At 59.4% G+C, this 23,341-nt stretch carries 14 protein-coding genes, 4 pseudogenes and 1 riboswitch; of the genes and pseudogenes, 5 read left to right on the plus strand and 13 right to left on the minus strand.

All coding sequences use genetic code 11. The features are described 5' to 3' along the window. The first annotated feature begins 24 nt into the window (after positions 1 to 24). The gene (locus N8E89_RS20760; RefSeq protein ID WP_262263034.1) at positions 25 to 852 is read left to right on the plus strand and encodes an AraC family transcriptional regulator; all 828 of its coding nucleotides are present in this window, start codon (positions 25 to 27) and stop codon (positions 850 to 852) included. On the opposite strand, the gene metH is transcribed toward N8E89_RS20760, so the two are convergent. After that, the gene (gene metH / locus N8E89_RS20765) at positions 837 to 4,613 is read right to left on the minus strand and encodes a methionine synthase (RefSeq protein ID WP_262263035.1); all 3,777 of its coding nucleotides are present in this window, start codon (positions 4,611 to 4,613) and stop codon (positions 837 to 839) included. The two genes, N8E89_RS20760 and metH, sit on opposite strands and share 16 nt — an antisense overlap. Before the next feature lie 190 nt (positions 4,614 to 4,803). Between metH and N8E89_RS20770 the strand changes: the two genes are divergently transcribed. After that, complete coding sequence (locus tag N8E89_RS20770; protein WP_262263036.1) at positions 4,804 to 5,703, plus strand: type II RES/Xre toxin-antitoxin system toxin; 900 nt, start codon at positions 4,804 to 4,806, stop codon at positions 5,701 to 5,703. 13 nt (positions 5,704 to 5,716) lie between these two features. On the opposite strand, the gene N8E89_RS20775 is transcribed toward N8E89_RS20770, so the two are convergent. The 8 genes and pseudogenes from N8E89_RS20775 to hemP form a co-directional block, all read right to left on the minus strand. Beyond that, the gene (locus N8E89_RS20775; protein ID WP_262263037.1) at positions 5,717 to 5,959 is read right to left on the minus strand and encodes a hypothetical protein; all 243 of its coding nucleotides are present in this window, start codon (positions 5,957 to 5,959) and stop codon (positions 5,717 to 5,719) included. Then, entirely contained in the window at positions 5,950 to 7,071 is a 1,122-nt protein-coding gene (locus N8E89_RS20780) for a ribonucleotide-diphosphate reductase subunit beta (RefSeq protein WP_262263038.1), read from the minus strand. The genes N8E89_RS20775 and N8E89_RS20780 overlap by 10 nt, the downstream gene beginning before the upstream one ends. A gap of 50 nt (positions 7,072 to 7,121) precedes the next feature. Continuing rightward, on the minus strand, positions 7,122 to 10,001 hold the full coding sequence (locus tag N8E89_RS20785) for a ribonucleoside-diphosphate reductase subunit alpha (RefSeq protein ID WP_262263039.1): 2,880 nt from the start codon (positions 9,999 to 10,001) through the stop codon (positions 7,122 to 7,124). Between the two features lie 109 nt (positions 10,002 to 10,110). Further along, positions 10,111 to 10,324, minus strand: a riboswitch (cobalamin riboswitch). 48 nt (positions 10,325 to 10,372) lie between these two features. Further along, complete coding sequence (locus N8E89_RS20790) at positions 10,373 to 11,164, minus strand: heme ABC transporter ATP-binding protein (protein ID WP_262263040.1); 792 nt, start codon at positions 11,162 to 11,164, stop codon at positions 10,373 to 10,375. After that, a complete protein-coding gene (locus tag N8E89_RS20795) occupies positions 11,161 to 12,288 on the minus strand; it encodes a FecCD family ABC transporter permease (protein WP_262263041.1) in 1,128 nt (375 codons plus the stop codon). The genes N8E89_RS20790 and N8E89_RS20795 overlap by 4 nt, the downstream gene beginning before the upstream one ends. Continuing rightward, positions 12,285 to 13,166 (minus strand): heme/hemin ABC transporter substrate-binding protein, encoded by an 882-nt coding sequence (locus N8E89_RS20800; protein WP_315975733.1) that lies wholly within the window; start codon positions 13,164 to 13,166, stop codon positions 12,285 to 12,287. The genes N8E89_RS20795 and N8E89_RS20800 overlap by 4 nt, the downstream gene beginning before the upstream one ends. Before the next feature lie 10 nt (positions 13,167 to 13,176). Further along, positions 13,177 to 14,236, minus strand: a pseudogene (locus N8E89_RS20805) (hemin-degrading factor). A gap of 21 nt (positions 14,237 to 14,257) precedes the next feature. Further along, the gene (gene hemP, locus N8E89_RS20810; protein WP_106665424.1) at positions 14,258 to 14,467 is read right to left on the minus strand and encodes a hemin uptake protein HemP; all 210 of its coding nucleotides are present in this window, start codon (positions 14,465 to 14,467) and stop codon (positions 14,258 to 14,260) included. Between the two features lie 224 nt (positions 14,468 to 14,691). On the opposite strand from hemP, the gene N8E89_RS20815 reads away from it, so the two are divergent. The 3 genes and pseudogenes from N8E89_RS20815 (at position 14,692) to N8E89_RS20825 (ending at position 18,501) form a co-directional block, all read left to right on the plus strand. Then, positions 14,692 to 16,836 carry a TonB-dependent receptor, heme/hemoglobin family gene (locus tag N8E89_RS20815; protein WP_262263043.1) on the plus strand — a complete coding sequence of 715 codons (2,145 nt, stop codon included), beginning with the start codon at positions 14,692 to 14,694 and terminating at the stop codon, positions 16,834 to 16,836. 32 nt (positions 16,837 to 16,868) lie between these two features. Next, positions 16,869 to 17,279 (plus strand): annotated as a pseudogene (locus N8E89_RS20820) (hypothetical protein); the annotation flags it as partial. Positions 17,280 to 17,709: 430 nt separating this feature from the next. Next, a complete protein-coding gene (locus N8E89_RS20825) occupies positions 17,710 to 18,501 on the plus strand; it encodes an energy transducer TonB family protein (protein WP_262263044.1) in 792 nt (263 codons plus the stop codon). Between the two features lie 49 nt (positions 18,502 to 18,550). Here N8E89_RS20825 and N8E89_RS20830 read toward each other — a convergent pair whose 3' ends face one another. The 4 genes and pseudogenes from N8E89_RS20830 to N8E89_RS20845 form a co-directional block, all read right to left on the minus strand. Next, positions 18,551 to 19,495 (minus strand): substrate-binding domain-containing protein, encoded by a 945-nt coding sequence (locus N8E89_RS20830; RefSeq protein ID WP_262263045.1) that lies wholly within the window; start codon positions 19,493 to 19,495, stop codon positions 18,551 to 18,553. Between the two features lie 117 nt (positions 19,496 to 19,612). Continuing rightward, complete coding sequence (locus N8E89_RS20835) at positions 19,613 to 20,623, minus strand: ABC transporter permease (RefSeq protein WP_262263046.1); 1,011 nt, start codon at positions 20,621 to 20,623, stop codon at positions 19,613 to 19,615. After that, positions 20,620 to 22,168: pseudogene (locus tag N8E89_RS20840) on the minus strand (sugar ABC transporter ATP-binding protein). Before N8E89_RS20840 ends, N8E89_RS20835 begins: the two are co-directional and overlap by 4 nt. Further along, positions 22,168 to 23,339: pseudogene (locus tag N8E89_RS20845) on the minus strand (Gfo/Idh/MocA family protein). The pseudogenes N8E89_RS20840 and N8E89_RS20845 overlap by 1 nt, the downstream one beginning before the upstream one ends. Positions 23,340 to 23,341 lie beyond the last annotated feature (2 nt).

Raw genomic sequence — 23,341 nt, forward strand, 5'->3', positions numbered from 1 at the left:
GTTCTTTCGTGACTGGGCCAAAACATGCGCTATAAAACATTTGCCGCGCGCAATGCCGCCGGCGTCGAACTGGAAGAGCTGCACAAGATGCGTCTCGACTGGCTCGAGCAGGCGGAGGGCGACGTCTTTGCCCTCGCCGCCTACTATCCATCCGGATTTCATATTCCCGATCATCATCACAGTCAGTCGCAATTGCTGCACGCGATCACCGGCGTTGCCATGGTCACGACGCAGTTCGGCCGCTGGATGGTGCCGCCGCATCATGCGCTGTGGCTGCCGGCCGGGATCGAACATGCTGTCGACATGCTCGGCGATGTCGCCATGCACTCGATCTACGTGCGGCCCGATGCGGTCGACGGCTTGAAGAGCCACCTGCACGTGGTGGGTCTGACACCGCTGATGGACAATTTGATCAGGGAGGCGGTGGCGGCTCCCGCCGATGTACCGGCTGATCCGCGGACGACTTTCATCATGGGACTGCTGCTGCACGAGATTCCAAACCTGCAGGAACGCCCGCTCGGTCTGCCCTTCCCGGAAGACCGGCGTCTGGCGGCACTCTGCCGGGGTTTTCTCAAAGACCCCTCACCCCACACCAATATCAATGACTGGGCCGATGGACTGGGCATGAGCCGGCGCACTTTCACGCGTGTGTTCCGCCGGGAAACAGGTCTCAGCCTTTCCACCTGGCGTCAGCAGGCCTGTCTGCTCTCAGCCTTGCCGCGGCTGACGGAAGGCGAGCCGGTAACCAGCGTCGCACTCGATCTTGGCTACAACAGCGTCCCGGCCTTCACCACCATGTTCAAGCGCATGCTCGGGGCACCGCCACGGCACTATCTTCACTCGGCGGCCTGAACCCTCGGCGCGGGAACGTAATTGAGGATCGGTCCCAGCCAGCGCTCGACTTCGGCGACCGGCATGGATTTGCGCTTCGAATAGTCTTCCACCTGATCGCGTTCGACCTTTGCAACACCAAAATAATAGCTTTCCGGATGGGCGAGATAGACACCCGAAACCGATGAGCCAGGCCACATCGCGTAGCTCTCCGTGAGGCGAACGTTGATCTTGGCCTCGGCGTCGAGCAGGCGGAACAGCGTTTTCTTCTCCGTATGATCGGGTTGTGCCGGATAGCCGGGGGCCGGGCGGATGCCGCGATAGGGTTCGCCAATCAGCTCGTCCGGCGAAAGGGTTTCGTCGGGCGCGTAGCCCCAGAACTCCTTGCGGACACGTTCGTGCATCAGTTCGGCAAAGGCTTCGGCGAAACGGTCAGCCAGAGCTTTGACAAGGATGGAGGAATAATCATCATTGGCCCGCTCGAAGCGTTCGGCAATGGCGATTTCCTCGATCCCGGCAGTGACGACAAACCCGCCGACGTAATCGTTGCTGCCGCTGTCGACCGGCGCGACGAAATCGGCAAGCGCCAAATTCGGGCGTCCGTCGCGCTTCGACAGCTGCTGGCGCAGGGTGAAGAAGGTCGCTAGTTCCTCCTTGCGTGCCTCATCGGTGAAGAGGCGAATATCATCGCCGACCGCGCCCGCTGGCCACAGGCCAATGATGGCCTTCGGGTTGAACCACTTCTCGGTGATGATCTTCTTCAGCATGGCCTGTGCATCGTCGAAGAGCTGCCGCGCCGCTGCGCCCTGCTTCTCATCGTCGAGAATGGCGGGATAGCGGCCCTTCAATTCCCAAGTCTGGAAGAACGGCGTCCAGTCGATATAGCGGGCGATTTCAGCAAGATCGTAATTTTCGAATATCCGCGTGCCGAGGAAGCTCGGCTTGGGCGGCGTATAGGATGACCAGTTGATCTTGTGCGCATTGCCCCGTGCCTTTTCGAGGCTCAGCCGCTGCTTGTCCGCTTCGTTGCGCGCGTGGGCTTCCGCGACTTTCAAATATTCGGCCTGGATTGTTTCGACATATCCGGGCTTGGTCTCCAAAGACAGGAGATTGGAGACAACGCCAACGGCGCGGCTCGCATCCGTCACATAGATGGTCTGGCCTTTGTTATAGCGCGGATTGATCTTGACCGCAGTGTGCACGCGGCTGGTCGTTGCGCCCCCGATAAGCAGGGGAATATCAAAGCCTTCGCGCTCCATTTCCGAGGCAACGTGCACCATCTCGTCAAGCGATGGCGTGATCAGACCGGACAGGCCAATGATGTCGACGTTCTGTTCCTTGGCCGTCTGCAATATCTTGGCCGAGGGCACCATCACGCCGAGATCGATGATCTCGTAATTGTTGCAGGCAAGCACGACGCCGACGATGTTCTTGCCGATATCGTGCACGTCGCCCTTGACGGTCGCCATCAATACCTTGCCAGCGCTTTCGCGCTCGCCGGTGCCGCCATTGGCAAGCTTTTCCGCCTCCATATAGGGCAGCAGCAGAGCCACCGCCTGCTTCATCACGCGGGCAGATTTAACCACCTGCGGCAGGAACATCTTGCCGGCACCGAAGAGATCGCCGACGACATTCATGCCGGCCATCAACGGACCTTCGATCACGTGCAATGGCCGCTCTGCCCCAAGCCGCGCCTCTTCGGTATCGACATCGATGAATTCCGTGATGCCATTGACCAGTGCGTGCTCGATGCGCTTGCCGACGCCCCATTCGCGCCAGGCCAGATCGCGTTCGCGCGCTTCCTTGCCCGCCGAACCCTTGTAGCGTTCGGCAAGGTCAAGCAGCCGCTCGGTCGCATCGTCGCGGCGGTTGAGAACCACATCCTCGCAGGCTTCGCGCAATTCCGGGTCGATCGATTCATACACCGCGAGCTGACCGGCATTGACGATACCCATATCCATACCGACCTGGATTGCATGGTAGAGGAACACCGCATGCATCGCCTCGCGCACGGGCTCATTGCCACGGAACGAGAAGGACAGATTGGAGATGCCGCCGGAAATGTGCACATGCGGCAGGGTTTCGGTAATCTGCCTGGTCGCTTCGATAAAAGCGACGCCATAGCCATTATGCTCTTCGATGCCGGTGGCGACAGCAAAGACGTTGGGATCGAAGACGATATCTTCCGGCGGGAATCCCGCCTCCCTGGTCAAGAGGTCATAGGCGCGTGTGCAAATCGCGACCTTGCGTTCCAGCGTGTCGGCCTGACCGTCCGTATCGAAGGCCATGACCACCACGGCCGCACCATAGGCGCGCACCTTTTTGGCGTGATCGATAAAGGCCTGCTCGCCCTCCTTCATGGAGATGGAATTGACCAGCGGTTTGCCCTGCACGCATTTCAACCCGGCCTCGATAACATCCCATTTGGATGAATCGATCATCACCGGCACGCGGGCAATGTCCGGTTCGGCGGCGATGAGGTTGAGGAACTCGACCATGGCCTTTTCGCTGTCGATCAGGCCCTCGTCCATGTTGATGTCGATGATCTGCGCGCCGTTGGCCACCTGGTCGCGTGCGACATCGAGGGCCGTGGCGAAATCGCCGGCGGTGATGAGCTTGCGGAACTTGGCCGAGCCAGTGATATTGGTGCGCTCGCCGACGTTGACGAAGGCAAGGTCCTTGGTCAGCGTAAAAGGCTCAAGGCCCGAAAGGCGCATGTGGGTCGCAGTTTCGGGAATTTCGCGCGGCTTGTATTTGCTGACCGCCGCGGCGATCGCCCGGATGTGTTCGGGGGTCGAGCCGCAGCAACCGCCGACGATGTTGAGCAGGCCTTCCCTGGCGAATTCTTCCAGCTGCGCAGCCATCGCCTCCGGGCTCTCGTCATACTGGCCGAATTCGTTGGGCAGGCCAGCATTGGGATAGGCGCAGACAAACGTATCGGCAACGCTGGCAATTTCCGCCAGATGGTCGCGCATGGCATTGGCGCCAAGCGCGCAGTTGAGGCCGATGGTGAAAGGCCGGGAATGGCGCACCGAATACCAGAACGCTGTCGGCGTCTGGCCAGAAAGGGTGCGGCCGGAGAGGTCGGTGATCGTGCCGGAAATCATCACGGGAAGGGTGACGCCCTGCTCCTCGAACACTTGCTGGGTCGCGAAGATCGCCGCCTTGGCATTGAGCGTATCGAAGATCGTCTCGATCAGGATGATATCCGCACCGCCATCAATGAGGCCGCGTACCTGGTCGGCATAGGCGACACGCAGGTCATCGAACGTAACAGCGCGGTAGCCGGGGTTGTTGACGTCCGGTGAAATCGAGGCCGTACGGTTGGTCGGGCCGAGTGCGCCGGCGACAAAGCGGCGACGGCCATCCTTCTGCTCGGCCTTCAATGCGGCTCGGCGGGCAAGCCGGGCGCCATCGCGGTTCAGTTCATAGACGACCTTTTCCATGCTGTAGTCGGCCTGGGCGATGGTCGTGGAGGAAAAGGTGTTGGTCTCGAGAATATCGGCACCTGCCATGGCGTAGGCGTAGTGGATATCCTCGATCGCCTGCGGCTGCGTCAGGATCAGAAGGTCGTTATTGCCCTGGAGATGACAGGAGCAGTCGCCGAAGCGCTCGCCGCGAAAGCTTTCCTCGTTGAGGTTGAGGCCCTGGATCTGCGTGCCCATGGCGCCGTCGAGAATGAGGATACGTTCCTGCGCCGCCTTGGTGAGCGCTGCAAAAACTTCCCGTCCGTCCCGAGGAGCGCCCATGGGACCGAACAGATTATCGACTGCAATACTCATAACTCGACAGGCCTCATGATCCGTGATTTGGAAGAGGCGGCAGGGTCACATAAAGATATGTTTATGTCAACAAATCAATTCTATTGGCGGCAGGAAATGTCGCAATCTCATATATGAGTGGATCTGATCTTTTCTTGCACATCGGCAATGTGCCGCCCATATTAGTGCAAATTGCCGCAAAGGATCGAACATGTCAAAAGCCCTCGTCGAAGAAGTCGCCCGAAAGCTTGGCGGTGTGCCAGTACTTGGCTCGGAAGTTCATTCACAGGCGGATCTGGCAACCGTGGTCCGTAACCGGTTGCCGCTAAGTGCTCTCAAAGGCCTGACGCTTGCCGGATTGAGCAGTCAAGAAATCGAGCAGTTCGTTATACCACAGCGAACGCGGCGGCATCGTGCCGACAAGAAGCAGCCGCTGACGGTGGATGAGTCCGATAGGGCAGTCCGGCTCATGCGTGTTCAGACACTGGCGGAGGAAACCTTTGGTGAGAAAGACAAAGCCAATCGCTGGCTGCGGCGAACACTGACCGAACTTGGCGGCGAAACGCCGCTCGTCGTTGCGCAGACGGAAGCCGGAGCGCGCGTCATCGAGACTGTCCTTGGTAAGATCGCCTGGGGGTGCAGCCGCCTGATGCGGCTTTGGCGCCTGTCTGGCCGGCAGCATGCAGACGCTTTTGACGGTGGTTACGGCCTGCTGTTCGATGGGCACTGGAACACGACCGGTCACGCTGTTACCTATTGCGCCACGTCGCCCGCACTTTGCGTGCTGGAGAAATTGGTGCATGTCGAAGATCCGGCGCTTCTGCCGGCGCTTGTCATGGTGACGTACGACGTTCCGGACGATCTGGAGACCGAAACAGTTACCCTGGAGGATTTGCCTCGAGACTGGCGACGGCAGGAGGGGCTGACGCAGCGCATGGGTGATGGCTGGCACAAGGCAAAGACAAGTCCGTTACTGAAAGTACCATCGGCCATCGTTCCCATTGCTGGCTCGCCCGATGTCAACGTGTTGATTAACCACGTGCATGCGGCAGCCTCAAAAATCACGATAGCGGCAATGGCGCCGTTCATACTGGGCGCCGGGCTCTTTTAAACGAGGGCAGGGCTCAATGGGCCCTGCCCTTTCGCCGATTGTCGACCAGCGCCGTAAACAGTGCTTTCAATTGCTGCGGGCCGTCCGCATCGATAGCCCGAGAATCGATGCGCTGGATCTCGCGGCGCGCAGCCTCTATCGGGTCGGCATTCCTCGGCAACCAGAACAACCAGGCGAGGAAGATCTCTTCTGGCCGCGCAGCGGCCGAACCGGGTGACTGAGTGGCGGCTACCCGATGCGGAAGTTTCAGTCCCATGCCAGTGCTCCGCCGTTCTGGTATTCGATGACACGGGTTTCGAAGAAGTTCTTCTCCTTCTTCAGATCCATGGTTTCCGACATCCACGGAAATGGATTGTCCGTCTCGGGAAAGACCGGCGCGAGGCCCAACTGCGCGCAGCGGCGGTTGGCGATGAAATGCATGTAGCTTTCGCAGAGCGCAGCGTTGAGCCCGAGGAACCCGCGCGGCATAGTATCTCTGCTGTAAGAAGCTTCAAGTTCGGCGGCGACCCTGATCATGTCGCGGATCGCGTCCTGAAATTCCCTGGTCCACAGATGCGGGTTCTCGTTCCGGATCTGGTTGATCACATCGATGCCGAAATTCATGTGGATGCTCTCGTCGCGCAGGATGTACTGATACTGCTCGGCGATACCGACCATCTTGTTGCGCCGCCCGAGCGACAGGATCTGGGCGAAGCCGGTGTAGAACCACATGCCCTCGAAGATCACATAGAAGGCGATGAGATCGCGCAGGAAGGACTGATCGGATTCCGGCGTGCCTGTCCTGAAGTCGGGATTGTCGAGATTTTGCGTGTGCTTCAGCGCCCAGGCCGCCTTGTCGGTAATCGAAGGCACCTCCCGGTACATGTTGAAGAGCTCGCCTTCATCCAGGCCAAGGCTCTCGACGATATACTGGAACGTATGGGTATGGACCGCCTCTTCGAAGGCCTGGCGCAACAGATACTGACGGCATTCGGGATTGGTGAGATGGCGGTAGATCGCCAGAACGATGTTGTTGGCGACGAGGGACTCGGAGGCGGCGAAGAAGCCGAGATTACGTTTGATCATGCGCCGCTCATCCTCGGTCAGCCCATCCCTGGATTTCCACAGCGCGATATCGGCCTGCATCGATACTTCAGTCGGCATCCAGTGATTGTTGCAGCCGGCAAGATATTTGTCCCATGCCCAGTGATATTTGAGCGGCAGAAGCTGGTTCACGTCGGCGCGCGCATTGATCATCGCCTTGTCATCGACACGCACGCGGCCGCCGCCGCGATCGATACTGCCAAGTCCGGTCGCATCGGCGGTTGCCGTGGGCGCTAAGTGAATGGCGCGTTGTGGGCTGTTGGTGGTTTCGGTCCAGTCAAGCATTGTCGGTTCCCAGGTTTCCATCAGGTTGAGACAGGCGGGCGCTTGAGGCGCTACTGGCAGGCTTCACAATCAGGATCATTGATTGAGCAGACATTGCCCCCCGGTTCGCAAAGCAGGATCGGTTGTGGGGCGGGCATTGCCGTCACGGCGTTGAGCTTGCCATCAGTGCCCTTCAGCGTGGATTTCTCCACGTGGGATGCTGAACGCGAACGCAGGTAATAGGTGGTTTTCAGACCGCTGTTCCAGGCAAGCCGGTAAAGCACGTCCAGTTTCTTGCCGCTCGGGTTGGCAATATAGAGATTGAGCGATTGGGCCTGGTCGATCCATTTCTGCCGGCGCGAGGCTGCGGCGATCAGCCATGAACTGTCGATTTCGAAAGCGGTGGCATAAAGCGCCTTCACGTCGGCAGGAATACGGTCGATTTCGCCAATCGAGCCATCGAAATATTTGAGATCCGAGACCATGACCTCGTCCCACAATCCGCGTTGTTTCAGGTCGTGCACCAGCGCTGCATTCACCACGGTAAAATCGCCTGACATGTTCGATTTGACAAAGAGGTTCTGGTAGGCAGGCTCGATGGACTGGGCAACGCCGCAAATATTGGAGATGGTGGCTGTGGGGGCGATGGCCATGCAGTTGGAATTGCGCATGCAAGTGGTTTTTACGCGCTGGCGCAGAGCTTCCCAATCGAGTGTCGAGGAACGATCCATGTCGAGCCGGCCGCCGCTTGCCTTGCGGGCGTCGTCCAGCAATTCGATCGAGTCGATCGGCAGAATGCCCCTTGACCAGAGCGAGCCGTTAAAGCTTGGATAGCGGCCACGCTCGCCAGCAAGGTCAACGGACGCGGAAATTGCATGCCAGGAAATTGCCTCCATGCTGTGATCGGCAAAGGCCACCGCCTTGTCGGAGGCATAGGGAATGCGCAATGCCTGCAAGGCATCCTGAAAGCCCATCAGGCCAAGCCCAACCGGACGATGGCGCAGGTTCGAATAGCGCGCCTCGGGAATGGTGTAAAAATTGATGTCGATGACATTGTCCAGCATGCGCATGGCAGTCGAAACGGTGCGGGAAAGCTGCTCCAGATCGAGGCCATGCGGTGTCACGTGATTTGCAAGGTTAACCGAACCGAGATTGCACACGGCGACCTCGTCCTTCGAGGTGTTGAGGGTGATTTCCGTGCAAAGATTGGATGAATGCACAACGCCCGCATGGCCCTGGGGCGAACGAATGTTGCAGGCGTCCTTGAATGTCACCCACGGGTGACCGGTCTCGAACAGCATGGTGAGGATGCGCCGCCACAAATCCAGTGCGCGCACGGTGCGGAAGATCCTGATCTCGCCGCGTGCCGCCTTGGCTTCATAGAATTCGTATCTGGTCTTGAACGCTGCACCATAAAGGTCGTGCAGCTCAGGCGTTTCGTCGGGGGAAAACAGGGTCCAGTCTTCGTCCGCTTCGACGCGGGCCATGAACAGGTCCGGGACCCAATTGGCGGTGTTCATGTCATGGGTGCGGCGGCGATCGTCGCCGGTATTCTTGCGCAGGTCGAGAAACTCTTCGATGTCGACGTGCCAGGTTTCCAGATAGGCGCAGACCGCGCCCTTGCGCTTGCCGCCCTGGTTGACCGCAATTGCCGTGTCGTTTGCGACTTTCAGGAATGGCACCACGCCCTGGCTTGTCCCGTTCGTCCCTTTGATATGGGCGCCGAGCCCGCGCACCGGCGTCCAGTCATTGCCAAGGCCGCCGGAATATTTTGCAAGCAAGGCATTGTCCTTCACCGCCTTGAATATCCCGTCGAGATCGTCGGCGACGGTGGTCAGAAAGCAGGAGGATAATTGCGCGCGCTGGGTACCGGCATTAAACAGCGTCGGCGTCGAGGCCATGAAATTGAACGAGGACAAAACATCGTAGAACTCGATGGCGCGGGCCTCGCGATCGATTTCACGAAGGCTGAGCCCCATGGCGACGCGCATGAGGAAGGCTTGCGGCAATTCGAAACGTATGCCGCCCGTCTGCAGCAGATAGCGGTCATAAAGGGTCTGCAGGCCGAGATACTGGAACTGCAGGTCGCGTTCCGGTTTGAGAGCGGCGGAAATGCGGGTCAGGTCGAAGCGCGCGAGTTCGCCATCCAGCAGTTCGGCATCAATACCGGCCCTCACATAGGCTGCGAAGTAGTCGGCATAACGCTTGGTCATCTCATGTTGGGTCGCCTGTTGCGGCCTGCCGAAGACAAAGCCCAGCGCCTCGCGGCGCAGCTTGTCGAGAAGCAGGCGCGCGGCGACGAAGGCATAATTGGGGTCGGTCTCGACCAGGGTGCGCGCCGCAAGGATCGGCGCGAGGGACAGATCGTCCAGCGTTATGCCATCGTAGAGATTGCGGCGGGTCTCGGTGAGGACAGCAGCGGCCTGCACACCCTCCAGCGCCTCGCAGGCTTCGTCGATGACACGCGCGAGACGGTCGTCATCGAGTGGCTCCCTGCTGCCATCGGGCTGTGTGATCGTGAACCTTGGACCAGTATCGCTGGCGTTTTCAGTGGCGGTCCTCGCACGTTCCTGCGCCCGCTCTTCGCGGTAGAGCACATAGGCACGCGCCACCTTGTGATTTTCGCTGCGCATCAAGGCGAGCTCGACCTGATCCTGAATACGCTCGATGTGGAACAGGCGGCCCTCCGCGCTGCGCCGCTTCAGCGTAGCGACGATATCGGCGGTGAGCGCCTCGACCACATCATGCACGCGCCGCGAGCCGGCAGCGACACTGCCTTCGACGGCGAGAAACGCCTTGGTCAGCGCAACGGTGATCTTGAGCGGATCGAAGGGTGTAACCGAACCATTGCGGCGGATGACGCGGTAAGCCGGTCCGGTTGGTTGCGGTGTTTCGCTGGCACCAATTGGCGCTGTGCCGCCGGAGCGTGTGATTTCGACAGACAAAGACATGTGTTTACCCCAAATGTTGGGGGCAAAGGTCGAGCGCACGCATTGCAATGTAGCTGGTCAGCTTGGCACGCCAACCATTGCAAGCGACACACCGGGACACCCCGCCCGTGGACGTTCATCATGTTTCGGCAGGTCTCCTGGCTCACAGGTCGGCGCTGCTGTCTGGCCTTCCCGAAGCAACACTCCAGTGACCTTTAGGCGACAACAACTCGCTGTTTACAGTTGCGGGGGCAGCGCCGGCATTGGTGGAAATGACCACCTCACCGGCTTCCCTCTTAGCTCCCAATCTTGCGATTGAAAGAACCGGAACATCTATATTTAGTACCAAATCATTGCAAAGTGTCAATAGGTAGATAATCTCTCCTGACAATTCATAGTGCAGCTGATTGCGGCAATATGAACGGCACCTGCGTGGCGGGTAAGGCACCCACCTTGAGCGCGCATTCATAGACGCGCTGGATACGCTCGTCGGTCAGGACTTCGGCAGGCGTTCCGACAGAATCGATCCGGCGACCATGCATGACGACGACACGATCGGCATACATCGCAGTGAGGTTCAGGTCATGCAAAATGGCGATCACCCCGCCGCCTCGCTGAGCAAACGCACGGGCGATCTGCATGATGATCAGCTGATGCTTGATGTCGAGGCTGGAGACCGGCTCATCGAGGAAGAGAAAGCGCGGCTGGCCGTCGAGCAGCGGGTGCCAGACCTGACAAAGGACGCGAGCAAGTTGTACCCGCTGCTGCTCTCCGCCGGACAGCTCCTGATAGAAACGGCCGCCAAATCCCGCGAGATCGACAAGCGCCAGCGCTTCATCCGGCAGGTCTTCCGCCTCACGCCGCGCGGCACCCGAGCGGCCGCTGATCAGTCCGAGCTTGACGATTTCGCGAACGGTGAAAGGAAAGGAGAGTTGTGTCGATTGCGGCAGGATCGCCCGCATCGCTGCCATTTGCCAGAGCTTCAGCCGGTTGATTGCAAATCCGTTGATGGCGATGCGCCCCGTGAAGGGCAGATCGCCTGACAGCGCGCGCATCAGCGTTGTTTTTCCCGAACCATTTGGCCCGACAATCACCGTGAACTGAGCCGCCTCGGCATTGAAGCTGGCATTCTCAACAATCTTTTTCTTGCCGAGGGAAACGGAAATGTCGGAAACTTCAATCATTGTCGTAGATCCAGAATGCCGCGGCGGCGCAGCAATATCCAAAGGAAGAACGGCGCGCCGACAGCGGCGGTGACGATGCCGATCGGCAATTCCGATGGAGCGACAATGGTGCGGCTGACCGCATCGGCAAGCAGCAGCAGGCTAGCGCCGAGCAGGGCGGCGGCCGGAAGCAGGTAGCGGTGATCGGGTCCGATCATCAGGCGCAGCAGATGCGGGACGACCACGCCGACGAAGCCGATGCCGCCGCTGACGGCAACGGATGCACCGGTTGCTCCGGCGACCACAACAATCGCGATGCGCTTGAAGCGCTGGACGGGAATGCCAAGATGGCTTGCTGCCGCTTCACCCAAAGCAAGGCCGTTGAGACCGCGGGCGAGAAAGGGCGAGATCAGTAATGCCGAGACAATGAACGGACCGGCAGCGGCAATTTTCACCCAGTTGGCACCAGCAAGCGAGCCCAGCCCCCAGAAGGTGAGATCGCGCAATTGCCGGTCATCGGCGATGTAGACGAGGACGCCCATATAGGCACCGGCCATGGCGCCGAGAGCGATGCCGGCAAGCAGCATGGTGGCGATGGATGTCTGCCCGCGCCGCGTGGCGACACGATAAAGAATCAGCGTGAAGGCGAGCGCCCCGAAGAAGGCGGCGAGCGGCAGGGCGTAGAAACCGAACAGAGCGATCAAAGGGGCAAGGAATGTGCCGCCGAGGACGATCATGCTGACTGCACCGAGGCCGGCACCTGCCGACACGCCGACAATGCCGGGGTCGGCCAATGGATTGCGGAACAGGCCTTGCATGACCGCGCCGGAAACGGCGAGCGAGGCGCCGATCAGTGCGCCCAGAATGACGCGCGGCAGGCGGATGTCATAGATGATGATCCGGTCGCGCAATGACAACGCATCGGCGGTGCTGTCAATGCCGGTGAACAATGCACCGATGAGCGAGACAATCGACGCATCAGATGCGCCAGCGGCAAGGCTCAATACGATCGTTGCCACGAGAACCAGGCAAAGCACCAGGATCGAGCTCTTTGCCAGAAACGACCGGTCACCTTGCGCGCGTGTTTTGCCGCCAGCCAACGTCGATCGCGGGGCGGCTGACTTGATCAAGACGTCATAGCTCATGGGCTCACTTCGTTGCCGTAAACTGCCCTGGCGAGATCGTGTGCTGCCTTTGCCGCTCGCGGACCAAAACCGAGAAGGAGCTGGCCGTTCATGCGCACGATGTTCTTGGCCTCGCCTGCAGGTGTTGCCGCTATGGCCCTGTTGGCGAGAAGCTCGGCATTGGCAGCGGCGTGATCGCCGCCGCGATCCATGACGAGAATGACGTCCGGTTTTGCCGTTATGATGCCCTCATCAGTCAGCGGCTTATAACCCTCAAACTGCGTGACGGCATTTTCCGCGCCAGCAAGTTCAATAATGCCATTGGCAGCCGTCTTGGTCCCGGAGCCCATGATCTTGCCGTCCTTGGCGCTGAGGATGAAGAGCACGCGCTTGCGGGCCGTGATCTCCTTCGTCTCGGCCTGAGCGACGGCAAGATCGGCTTCGACCTGCTTTGCAAGCTTCTCCGCCTTGGCATCGGCACCAAGCGCCTTGCCGACGGTGCGAATTTTCTCGGCTACGCTGGCGGCGGTATATTTTTCAGGCACAAAGACGAAGGGGACGCTCGCCTTCTTGAGAACCTCGATGGTTTCTTTCGGACCGCTGCCCTCGACGGCGATGATCGCGGTCGGGTTGATCGACAGCACACCCTCCGGTGACAGCGCGCGCATATAGCCCACATCCGGCAGCTTGCTGGCCGCATCGGGATAGGTGCTGGTCGAATCACGCCCGACCAGCCGCCCCTCTTCGCCGAGCGCATAGACAATCTCGGTGATGGAATCGCCGATCGACACCACGCGGCTCGCATCGGCAACACGGCCGGTGATTTCTTCGGCAAAGGTGGCGCCGGACCAGGATAGAAGACCAAGAACGCCGGCGATGATCGGAAGTCTGAATGTCATGGTCATTTCCCTATGCTGCGGCGCGCATCAGACGCGGGAGGCCTTCGATCAACTGGCGCCAATCGCTGCGCTCACCGGCTCCCTCATGCCGCTTGCCGAAGAACTGGATGATCATCTCGCCTTCGGAACCATAGGCCTCGAGCGAGGTGACGTGGCCATCCCTGGTCGGCTTGCGCACGGCCCAGACCTCGGCAATGTGATCGGTGCGCAGATGCAGGTGGAAAGTTTCGTCGAGGATATTGATCCACGGGCCCATGGCTTTGACCGACTTTACCGGTCCTGAATGAATCTGGATGCAGCCGCGATTGCCGACGAAGCACATGATCGGAATATGCTCCTGGGCGCAATGGTGCATCATCGCTGCCAGTGCTCCGGAGTCGAGCTGCCAGGCATAATCCTGGCCGATCACCTGCACCGCCTGATGGCGGGTCATCTTGAGCGAACGCAGGATGGCCAAGAATTCGTGCACGTCCTTCATCTGGGTCCAGCGGTCGCGCAGGCCTGAAGCATCGAAGTTCCCCGATCTCAAGGGTCTTTTCCTCGGGCTTCGGGAGCAATGCCAGTTCCAACATTTGCGACTGATCGTCGAGCCGGAGCTTGGCCACCAATGCGTTATAGGCCTGCAGATTGGACGCTGGCCGGAGGTGGATTTTATGGACCGCCTCGCCGGCGGCGTCGAAGAACTGCAGGCTGCGGCGGACCGTATCGCCATCCTCTTTTTCCACAGCGAAACCATGCGCCCAGGAAGTCGGGAAGAGGCGCATGTCGATCTGCGCGCCAAGCAGCATCGAGGCATGCTTGCCGACGACAGGCTTGTCGTAGACGCCGATTTTCTCGTGGACGGCGCTTTCATTGCGCGTCAACGCCAGAACTTCGCCAAGCGATTTGATCTCGGTCAGGAAAGTTTCGATGCGCGGGCTGATGTGAACGACGGTGATCCCGCAGTAGGCGGCTGCCAGATCGGCCTCGGAAATCCCGAGTTGCTGCGCAAGGTCGCGCTCGCGCATCTTCGGATTGTCCGCCCTCGCCTGCCGGATCGCTTCGGGTGTCGGTTTTACAGTCTCGGTCATGTTTCAAGCCCACTTACTTCGTTATTTGTTCAGGATCAGTTTGCCCTGACGGGTGATTTTCAGCCGGTAAAGCGATCCGGCATGCTCGATGCCGACTTCATTGGAGCCATCGAACAGAATATCGCTGCCGAATATCCGAATGTCTTGCTGCATCGGTTTGGCAAAATCGGTGCGAATTGGTGTCAAATTCGGAAGACGAACCTGCAGATCGATGACTTGACGCCGGGACATGGCAATTGGCCTTTTCGGTTGGTTTTGTCCGGAACAATGCCGCCCGCATTATTCCGGTGAATTAAACTTGACTCGTATTGTCATATTTATTACTCAATCAAAAGAAGAGTCAATGAGTCAAGTTTACCGTGACCTTCTAAAAAGACAAAAACTGCAAGCAAGCATTGGAGCATCGGCACGAAGCTCTCCCGGCCAGCCAGCGACGAACTGAACTCCTGGAGAGAATGAGAATTATGGGGCTGGTGGCACGAAATATCACTGCTTTGCTTGGCGGATCGGCAATGGCGATAATGTCCGCAGTGCATGTTGCCGGGGCGCAGCAGGCGCAACAGAGAACGGAAACAAATGAGCCGGTTCAAGGTGAGGCGACCAAGAAGGGGCGCGTGACGCTGTTGCAGCGCCTCGTGATCGGCGCCGGCGTCGACAAGATCGCCATCGATACACCGCAGGCGGTGACGGTGATCGACCAGGAACAGATCGACCAGGATCAGCCACAAACGATCGGTGACACGCTGCGCGATGTACCGGGCGTGACAGCCATCGGCAGTGACCGCGTTTTCGGGGAGGCATTCAACATTCGCGGCATCGGCGCGGCCGCAGCGGCGGACGAATCCAAGATCATCATCAACGTCGATGGCACACCGAAATTCTACGAACAGTATCGCATGGGATCTTTCTTCAGCGATCCCGAACTCTACAAGCAGGTCGAGGTGCTGCGCGGGCCGGCTTCGTCGACACTTTACGGTTCCGGCGCGCTCGGCGGCGTCATAAATTTGACGACGAAGGATGCGGCGGACTTTCTGGCCGATGGCCAGAACAATGCGGTTCGTGTGAAGAGCGCCTATGATTCCAATGGCACCGGCCTTCTCGGCTCAACCATCTATGCGACGCGAATCAACGAGAATTTCGAATTCCTCGGCATGGGCAATTACCGCCAGTCCAACGATTTCAAGGACGGCAATGGCGACGATATTCCTGGCTCGGAATTTGAATCATGGTCCAGCCTGGCCAAGGGCACGTATCGTTTCGGTGACGGCAACGAGCAGACAATCCGCCTCTCCTATCAGCGCTGGCAGGGCGACACGGACGATCAGGAATATTCGCAGACCGATAGCGGCTTTGGTACCGTCGATCGCAAGGTCACAGACCAGACAGTGGTGTTCGCCTATGAAAATCCGGCCAGCGACAACCCGTGGCTCGATCTGAAGGTAAACCTATCGTATTCCGATACGTCGAACGAACAATCGGATGCATCCGGTCTGGCGGGCGTTCCAAGCCAGCTCTTTGACGATTCAGATTATTCGTACAAGACCTTTCAGGCGCGGGTGGAAAACACCTTCGAATACAAAAGCGAAGCCTTCGAAAATTTTCTGACGCTGGGTACGCAGATCAGTCATCAGGATCGTCAGGCGGAATCAATTGCTGGCCTTTCGCCAGGAGCGATCCTTTTCCATCCGGAAGGCACGGAAACGAAATATGGCCTTTACGCCCAGAACGAATTCGTCTGGCGCGAGAAGCTGACATTGATCCCCGGAATTCGCTTCGACTATCGGGAGACCTCGCCAGCCGATGGCATCAGTGGGGCGCAGGACGAATCCGATGACGCGGTCTCACCCAAGCTCGCTGCACTCTACAAGTTCAACGATACGTTCTCGGTGTTTGGATCGCTCGCGCATACGGAGCGGTTCCCGACAATCGACGAACTGTATTCCAGCTCCATACCCGGCCGGACCTATCCGGGTGGACGAATTGCCAGCATCGGGCTCGAAAAGGAAACATCGAACAACTACGAAGTCGGCTTCGCCGTATCGGGTTACGACCTTGTCCGCGCCGGCGACACACTGCAACTGAAGACGACCGGTTTCTATAATCAGCTGCGCAATCTGATCACCACCAATCCGGACAACCGCAACCGGCTGCCGGTTAGCTATTATGTCAACATCAACGAAGCCAAGATTTACGGTGTGGAAGTCGAAGGGTCCTACGATGCCGAGGTGTTCTTCGCCCGCGCCGCCTATAGCTACATCAAGGGTGAAGACGAGGAGACCGGCGAACCACTGACGAGCATTCCAGCGCAGAACATTGCTCTGACGCTCGGCGGACGAATGGTCGACTACGGCGTCGAATATGGCTGGCGCGGCAGGTTTGCCGCGTCTGCGGACACCGGCTTCACCGGCGAGCCGACGCCCGGTTATGGCGTGCACGACATCTTCGCCTCGTGGAAGCCAACCGATGAGAAATATGCCGGCTTGGAGGCCCGTTTCGCGGTCGAGAACGTCTTTGACAAATTCTATCGCAACAACCTGGCCGGTACGGACGCGAAGGGACGCACCTTCAAACTCACGCTGGCGAAACAGTTCGGATGGTAATCATGAAATTTGCAGCAAGCCTTGGCCATAGCATGACCGCTGTTACAGCCATATTCCTGCTTGCCGCAACAGGGTCGGCGTCGGGGCAAGAGTCCTCCCCGGCGCCAGCCCTGACACTTGAACTGAATGCCCTGCGGCCCTCGGACAAGGGCTGCAGACTGACCTTCATCGCCACCAACAATCTCAACGCGCCGCTCGACAAGGCCGCGTTCGAGATTGCCCTGTTCAATCAAGCCCAAGTGGTCGACCGCATTACGGTGCTGGACTTCAAGGACCTGCCGCAGGGCAAGACCAAGGTCCGGCGTTTCGATCTTGGGGATACGGATTGCTCGAAGATCGCCCGTGTCCTGGTGAACGATGCGACCGAATGTTCCGGCGCGGGGGTCGATCCAAAAGCCTGCATCCGCCAGCTTGATCCAACGACGAAATCCGGCGTGCGATTCTGGGAACTAGAGATGGCCTATGCGCTGGCGTTCCGACCCGAAAGTTCCGCCGTTGCAAAACGGACGGACCCGCCTGCGCTCCATGTCATTGAGAATGATGCTTTTGACGTCGGGGATGAACCGGAGGCTGTCGAGTTCCTCGATACAGCCCAGCCCGAACTTTCCTCCGACGCCGTTGAACATGGAAGCATCGCGGGAAAACCGCAGAGACCCACAACGAAATGGTACCGGCAACTTGTCATCTCCTGTGGATTTCATGTGGCTCTAGCCGTGCTTCTTATCGGCTTCGTCGCCGATGAAGTGCTGATCGCCGGTCGTCAAGATCTCGATGCCGGCTCTGCTCGGCGATGGATCGGTGGACGCGAATGCCTCGGGAGCGCCCGATCCGGCCAATCCCGAGGCGATGAACGTTTCATTGGTGACGATGGCGATGCCGAAGCCGGTGCCGGCCAAGGAGGTCGAAACGGCAAAGCCCGTCGAGGTCGCTGAGCCGGTTGAGAGCATTGCACCTGTCGAGGGCACGCCGCCTGCGGCCGCTGATCCGGTTCTGGCGGAAATGTCGGACGTTTCAGGAAGCAAGGCGCCTGAAATTCTTGCCGTTACGCCGTTGCAGCCAACGCAAGATGAAAACGTGGTTCAACAACCTTCAAAGGAAGTGGTACAGCCGCTCGAGGATGAACCCGCAGTAAAGAGCGTAGAAAAGCCCTTGCTGCAGAAGCCCGCGATCGAGAAACACGTTGCCGAAAAGCGCGTGGCTGAAAAACCGCAAGAGACGGTGAAGAAAGCAGCGCCGGCGGCAAGGGCAAGGAAAGGGCCGGCCAAAACAGCATCGGGCCGCGACGGCAGCAATGAGCGGACCGCACGCAGCGGTATCGCCGATGGAAAGAACGCTGGCGAAAACAATGCCGACGGAAATGCCAAGGGTAAATCGTCAGCGCAGGGCAATGCTGCGGTATCCAATTATCCCGGTGCGGTAACATCGAAACTGCGCCGGGCCTTGCGGCGGCAGGAACGGCTGCGCGGTGAGGTGGTTGTCTCGTTTGTCGTTGCCAGCAATGGCAGCGTCACCGGCCTCACCGTTGGCCGCAGCTCTGGCAATCCCGTCGTGGACAAGGCAGGGGTGGATACGGTTCGCCGTGCAGCGCCCTTCCCGCCCATCCCCGCCGATGCGGGACGATCGGTCTGGGCCTTCAGCCTGCCGCTGGCATTCGGGGCTAAATGAAAAGGCCCTTGCGGGCCTTTCCAGTTCTCGGATTGCAACCTACCTCACCTCAAAATGGCGAGTCCGGGAAATAGAACTCCTTGGCATTGTCCTTGGTGACGAGCGTTGCGTCGAGGATGTACTTGCCGCGCACCGGTACCTGATCGTAGAAATTCGCCACGGTGAGTTCCATGGCTGTTGCGACCATTGAAGGCGGGTAGAGGACGTTGATCGGTGTCATTGCATCGCCATCGGCAACGCGCTTGATCATGTCCTTCATGCCGGCGCCGCCGATAACCAGCTTGATATCGGTACGCTTGGCCTGGTCGATGGCTTCGAGCACGCCGACAGCCATATCGTCGTCCTGACACCATACGGCGTCGATCTTCGGGAACTTGGTCAGATAGTCCTGCATGATCTTGAAGGCATCATCCCGGGACCAGTTGCCGAACTGCTTGTCGAGCACCTTGATGCCGCTGCCGGCAATCGCATCGTCGAAGCCCTTCTGACGCTCTTCATCGATGACGATCGGCAGGCCGCGGATGACGACGACGTCGCCGGTCTTCATCGTGTTCTTGAGGTACTCGCCGGCAACCCGGCCAAGCTCCGGATTATTGCCGGCCACGTAAAGATCCTGGATACTCGGATCGGACAGGGCGCGGTCAACCACGGTGACGAAGATGCCCTTTTCCTTGACGGCGCGGATCGGATCGGTCAACTCATCGGAATTGTGCGGCAGGGTTACCAATGCATCGATACCCTGTGTCGTCAGATCTTCCAGCGCATTGGCCTGCGAAGCTCCGTCCGGAGATGTCTTGATCGTGATCTGCAGACCCGGATGATTGGCCTCGAGAATCTTGGCGGCACGTTCGGCATGATAGACGACGCCGCCGGTCCAACCATGGTCAGCCGCCGGAATGGACACGGCGATATTGACCTTCTTGTCCTGGGCGTAGGCGAAGGTCATCGACGAAGCGAGAACCGCCCCGACAAGACCGATCAAAAGTTTACGCATTTGTCTTCTCCCAATTTTCAAGTGGGCCTTGATTGCGGTTCGGTGGGTGGCCCTTGTTCCCCCGTCCGGTGAGAAGGAGCAGCCTCCCGCCCCCTGTTTCTCGTGTGATCGCAACGATCACTTTTTCTTCTGCAGCGTACGCTGCACAAGCATGGCGATGATGATTATGGTGCCCTGCACGGCACCGATCAGGTATTCGCTGACGATGTTGGAGAGCACCATGATGTTGCCGACGATCTCCAGCATGAAGGCACCGCATATCGTACCCCAGATGCGGCCGACGCCACCGCGCAGTGCGGTTCCGCCGATGACCACGGCGGTAATCGCCTGCAACTCCCACAGCATGCCGGTCGTGGTGGTGGCAGCACCGAGGCGCGGAACATAGACCACAACGGCAATCGCAACGCAGACGCCCTGAAGAATATAGGTCATGGCGCGCACGCGGTTGACGTGGATACCGGAGTAGCGTGCGACATCCTCGTTGGAACCGACGGCGATCACATGCCGTCCGAACGACGTCTTGTAGAGGATGAATGCGCCGAGCAGACCAACGGCGATGATGAGCCAGACCGGAAACGGCAGGCCAAGGAAAACACCCGTATAGGCGGGACGGAACATGTTACGCATGGCGATCGATTTCATGGCGATCGAGCCGCCGTCGGCCAGCCAGACGGTAACCGAACGAAAGATAGCCATGGTGCCGAGTGTGACGATGAAAGGTTCGATTTTGCCGATGGTGATGATAGCGCCGTTCAATAGACCTGCCAGAGCGCCGACGCCGATGGCGACGACGACGCCAGCCGCCAGCATGGCTGTGTCGCCGTCAATAGCCGCCGAGTTCAGGAAGAGGATCATGATGCCGGCGACGAGCGCTGCCATTGATCCGACTGACAGGTCAAGTCCGCCTGCAGAGATGACGAAGGTTGCGCCAACGGCGATGATGGCGATGAAGGACGAGCGGGTCAGCACATTGAGCAGATTGTCGATTGACAGGAAGTTCGGATTGACCAGTGCGCCGAGGAGAAAGAGCGCTGCGAGCGCGAGGAATGGCGCAACCGCCGTCTTGTCGAGATCGGCAAACTTGCGGCCAAGACCGCGTGTGTCGGTGATTGTCTTTGTGTCGCTCATGCGTTCCCCGCACTATAAAGCTCTGCTTCGTTGATTTTGACGCCCGTGGCGTAGACGACGATTTCATCCTCGGTCATCGCATCGCCGGTTACCTCGCCGACGATGCGCGATGAGCGCATGACCAAAATGCGGTGGCAGATGCCGATGAGTTCCTGCATCTCGGACGAGATGACGATAACGGATTTGCCGGCCTTGGCGAGGTCGGCGATGAATTTGTAGATCTGTTCCTTGGTGCCGATATCGATGCCCCGCGTGGGCTCGTCGATGATGACGATGCTCGGCTCGAGCAGCATCATCTTCGCCAGGAGCAATTTTTGCTGGTTACCGCCGGAAAGCTGCCCGGCCAGAAGATCGCGGCGGCGGGCGCGAATGTCAAAATCGGTGATGGCCTTGGTGAGGCTGTTGTCCTCGCGTTTGCGCTGGATGAGCGGACCCTTGGTGAATTTCCCAAGCCGCCGCCAGCGTCAGGTTGGTGCGCAGATCCTGTGCCAGCAGCAGGCCCTTGCCCTTGCGATCCTCGCTCAGATAGACAATTCCCGCCGCCATGCTGTCGCGCACGGTGTGGAACTTGACCGGCTTGCCGTTCAGCTTGACCTCGCCATGGCCGGTGCGAAGCCCCACCAGCCCTTCGAAGAGCTCGGTACGCCCGGCGCCGATCAACCCGGCAAAGCCAAGGATTTCGCCTTTACGCAAGGTGAATGAAGCGTCACGGGCATAGCCCGGCACGTCGAAGTTCTTCACCTCGAGCACGTTCTGGCGGGTCGCAGTGTCCTCGCGCTCGGGATAGAGCTGCGACATGTCCCGTCCGACCATCAGCCTTGCCATGTCGACCGGCTGCAAATCCGAGGCATTGCGTGTTGCGATCAGCTTGCCATCGCGCAAGACAGTGATGCGATCGGCGATTGCCCCCACTTCGGGCAGGCGATGCGAAATGTAGAGGACGGCAACGCCCTTATCGCGCAAGTCACGAATGACCTTGAGCAGCGCTTCGGTTTCGAACGGCGTCAGCGAAGCAGTCGGCTCGTCGAAAATCACCACGCGATGCGGCACCTGCAGGGCGCGCGCGATCTGGACGAGCTGGCGGCGCGCGATGGAGAGCCGGGAAATCTGGGTCGTCGGGTCGATGTCGGCGCCCAGGCTGCGCACGGCTTCGGCGGATTGGCGGTTCATCTCGCGGTCGTTGACCATGAGACCGCGTTTCAACTCGCGGCCCATGAAGATGTTCTGCGCAACGGTGAGGTCCGGCGCGAGCAGGATCTCCTGATGCACCAGAACCAGGCCGCGATGTTCGGCGTCAACGGGTCCGGCGAAGTGCACCGGCTCACCGTCGATCGCCACGGTACCGCGTGTCGGCTGAAGGTGCCCGCTCATGAGCTTCATAAGCGTCGACTTGCCGGCACCATTTTCGCCGATGATCGCGTGCACTTCGCCGGGCATGACCGAGAGACTGATGTCCGTCAGCACCTCGACCGGCCCGAACGCCTTGGCGATCCCGCGCGCTTCAAGTACGGGCATTGCAACCTTTGTGGTTTGGTTTTCGCCCATCACACTTTCGTCCAGACGCCGCCAGCCTTTGAAGACTTGACGGCAGCTTCGATGAACTCCATTCCGGCCAGCCCGTCCTCGACGGTCGGGTAGATGACATCCTTCGGGGTCTTCTTGCCGGTGCGCGCTGCGACGATGGCCTGAGCAGCCTCCGTGTAGATATTGGCAAAACCCTCCAGATAGCCTTCCGGATGCCCCCCGGAACGCGAGTGACGCGCGCGGCTTCCGGCGATGCGCCAGCTCCGCCGCGGGTCAGCAATTGCTTGGGTTTGCCGAACGGCGTGTACCAGAGATAGTTGGGGTCAGCCTGTGTCCATTCGAGCCCGCCTTTGGTGCCGTAGACCCGCAACTTCAGGCCATTCTCATGACCCGGGGCAACCTGGCTCGCCCAGATCATACCCTTGGCACCACCGTCAAAGCGCATGAGAATCTGCACATCGTCATCAAGGACGCGGCCCTCGCCGAAGCTGGTTAGTTCAGCACACAGTTGCTTGAGCTTGAGGCCGGAGACGAAGCAAGCGAGATTGTAGGCATGCGTGCCGATGTCGCCTATGGCCCCGCCAGCGCCCGAGCGCTTCGGATCCACGCGCCATTCGGCCTGCTTGGAACCCGTAGCCTCGGTCTTTTCGGTCATCCAGTCCTGCGGATATTCCGCCTGGACCAGCCGTAATGTGCCGAGCAGGCCCTTGTCCACCATGGCTTTGGCCTGACGGATCATTGGATAGCCGGTGTAATTGTGGGTGAGAATGAAAAGCTTGCCGGTCTTGGCCACCAACGAGACAAGTTCCTTGGCTTCCTTGACTGTGGTTGTCAGCGGCTTGTCACAGATGACATGAATCCCGGCTTTGAGAAAGGTCTTGGCTGCTGGCCCATGCATGTGATTGGGCGTGACGATGGAAACCGCTTCGATGCCGTCGGGGCGCTTGGCTTCCGCCTTGGCCATTTCTTCGAACGAAGTATAGGCCCGGTCGTCGGCAATGCCGATTTCGCGCGCCGAAGCCTTGGCACGTGCCGGATCGGAGGAGAGCGCGCCGGCTACAAGCTCATACTGATCGTCCAGGCGCAGCGCGATGCGATGCACCGCGCCGATAAAGGCGCCCTGCCCTCCACCGACCATGCCGATGCGAATGCGCCGGGTTGCGGGTTTTTCCTTGGATGCTCCAATAGCCATTC

This window comes from Phyllobacterium sp. A18/5-2, assembly GCF_025452215.1.
GTDB lineage: Bacteria > Pseudomonadota > Alphaproteobacteria > Rhizobiales > Rhizobiaceae > Phyllobacterium > Phyllobacterium sophorae.

Coding starts and splice junctions, on each gene's coding strand:
- N8E89_RS20795 (WP_262263041.1), bottom strand. CDS start 12,288: ATGAGCTATGACGTCTTGATCAAGTCAGCCGCCCCGCGATCGACGTTG.
- N8E89_RS20790 (WP_262263040.1), bottom strand. CDS start 11,164: ATGATTGAAGTTTCCGACATTTCCGTTTCCCTCGGCAAGAAAAAGATT.
- N8E89_RS20785 (WP_262263039.1), bottom strand. CDS start 10,001: ATGTCTTTGTCTGTCGAAATCACACGCTCCGGCGGCACAGCGCCAATT.
- N8E89_RS20775 (WP_262263037.1), bottom strand. CDS start 5,959: ATGGGACTGAAACTTCCGCATCGGGTAGCCGCCACTCAGTCACCCGGT.
- N8E89_RS20800 (WP_315975733.1), bottom strand. CDS start 13,166: ATGACATTCAGACTTCCGATCATCGCCGGCGTTCTTGGTCTTCTATCC.
- N8E89_RS20760 (WP_262263034.1), top strand. CDS start 25: ATGCGCTATAAAACATTTGCCGCGCGCAATGCCGCCGGCGTCGAACTG.
- metH (WP_262263035.1), bottom strand. CDS start 4,613: ATGAGTATTGCAGTCGATAATCTGTTCGGTCCCATGGGCGCTCCTCGG.
- N8E89_RS20780 (WP_262263038.1), bottom strand. CDS start 7,071: ATGCTTGACTGGACCGAAACCACCAACAGCCCACAACGCGCCATTCAC.
- N8E89_RS20835 (WP_262263046.1), bottom strand. CDS start 20,623: ATGAGCGACACAAAGACAATCACCGACACACGCGGTCTTGGCCGCAAG.
- N8E89_RS20825 (WP_262263044.1), top strand. CDS start 17,710: ATGCCGAAGCCGGTGCCGGCCAAGGAGGTCGAAACGGCAAAGCCCGTC.
- N8E89_RS20815 (WP_262263043.1), top strand. CDS start 14,692: ATGAGAATTATGGGGCTGGTGGCACGAAATATCACTGCTTTGCTTGGC.
- N8E89_RS20770 (WP_262263036.1), top strand. CDS start 4,804: ATGTCAAAAGCCCTCGTCGAAGAAGTCGCCCGAAAGCTTGGCGGTGTG.
- hemP (WP_106665424.1), bottom strand. CDS start 14,467: ATGTCCCGGCGTCAAGTCATCGATCTGCAGGTTCGTCTTCCGAATTTG.
- N8E89_RS20830 (WP_262263045.1), bottom strand. CDS start 19,495: ATGCGTAAACTTTTGATCGGTCTTGTCGGGGCGGTTCTCGCTTCGTCG.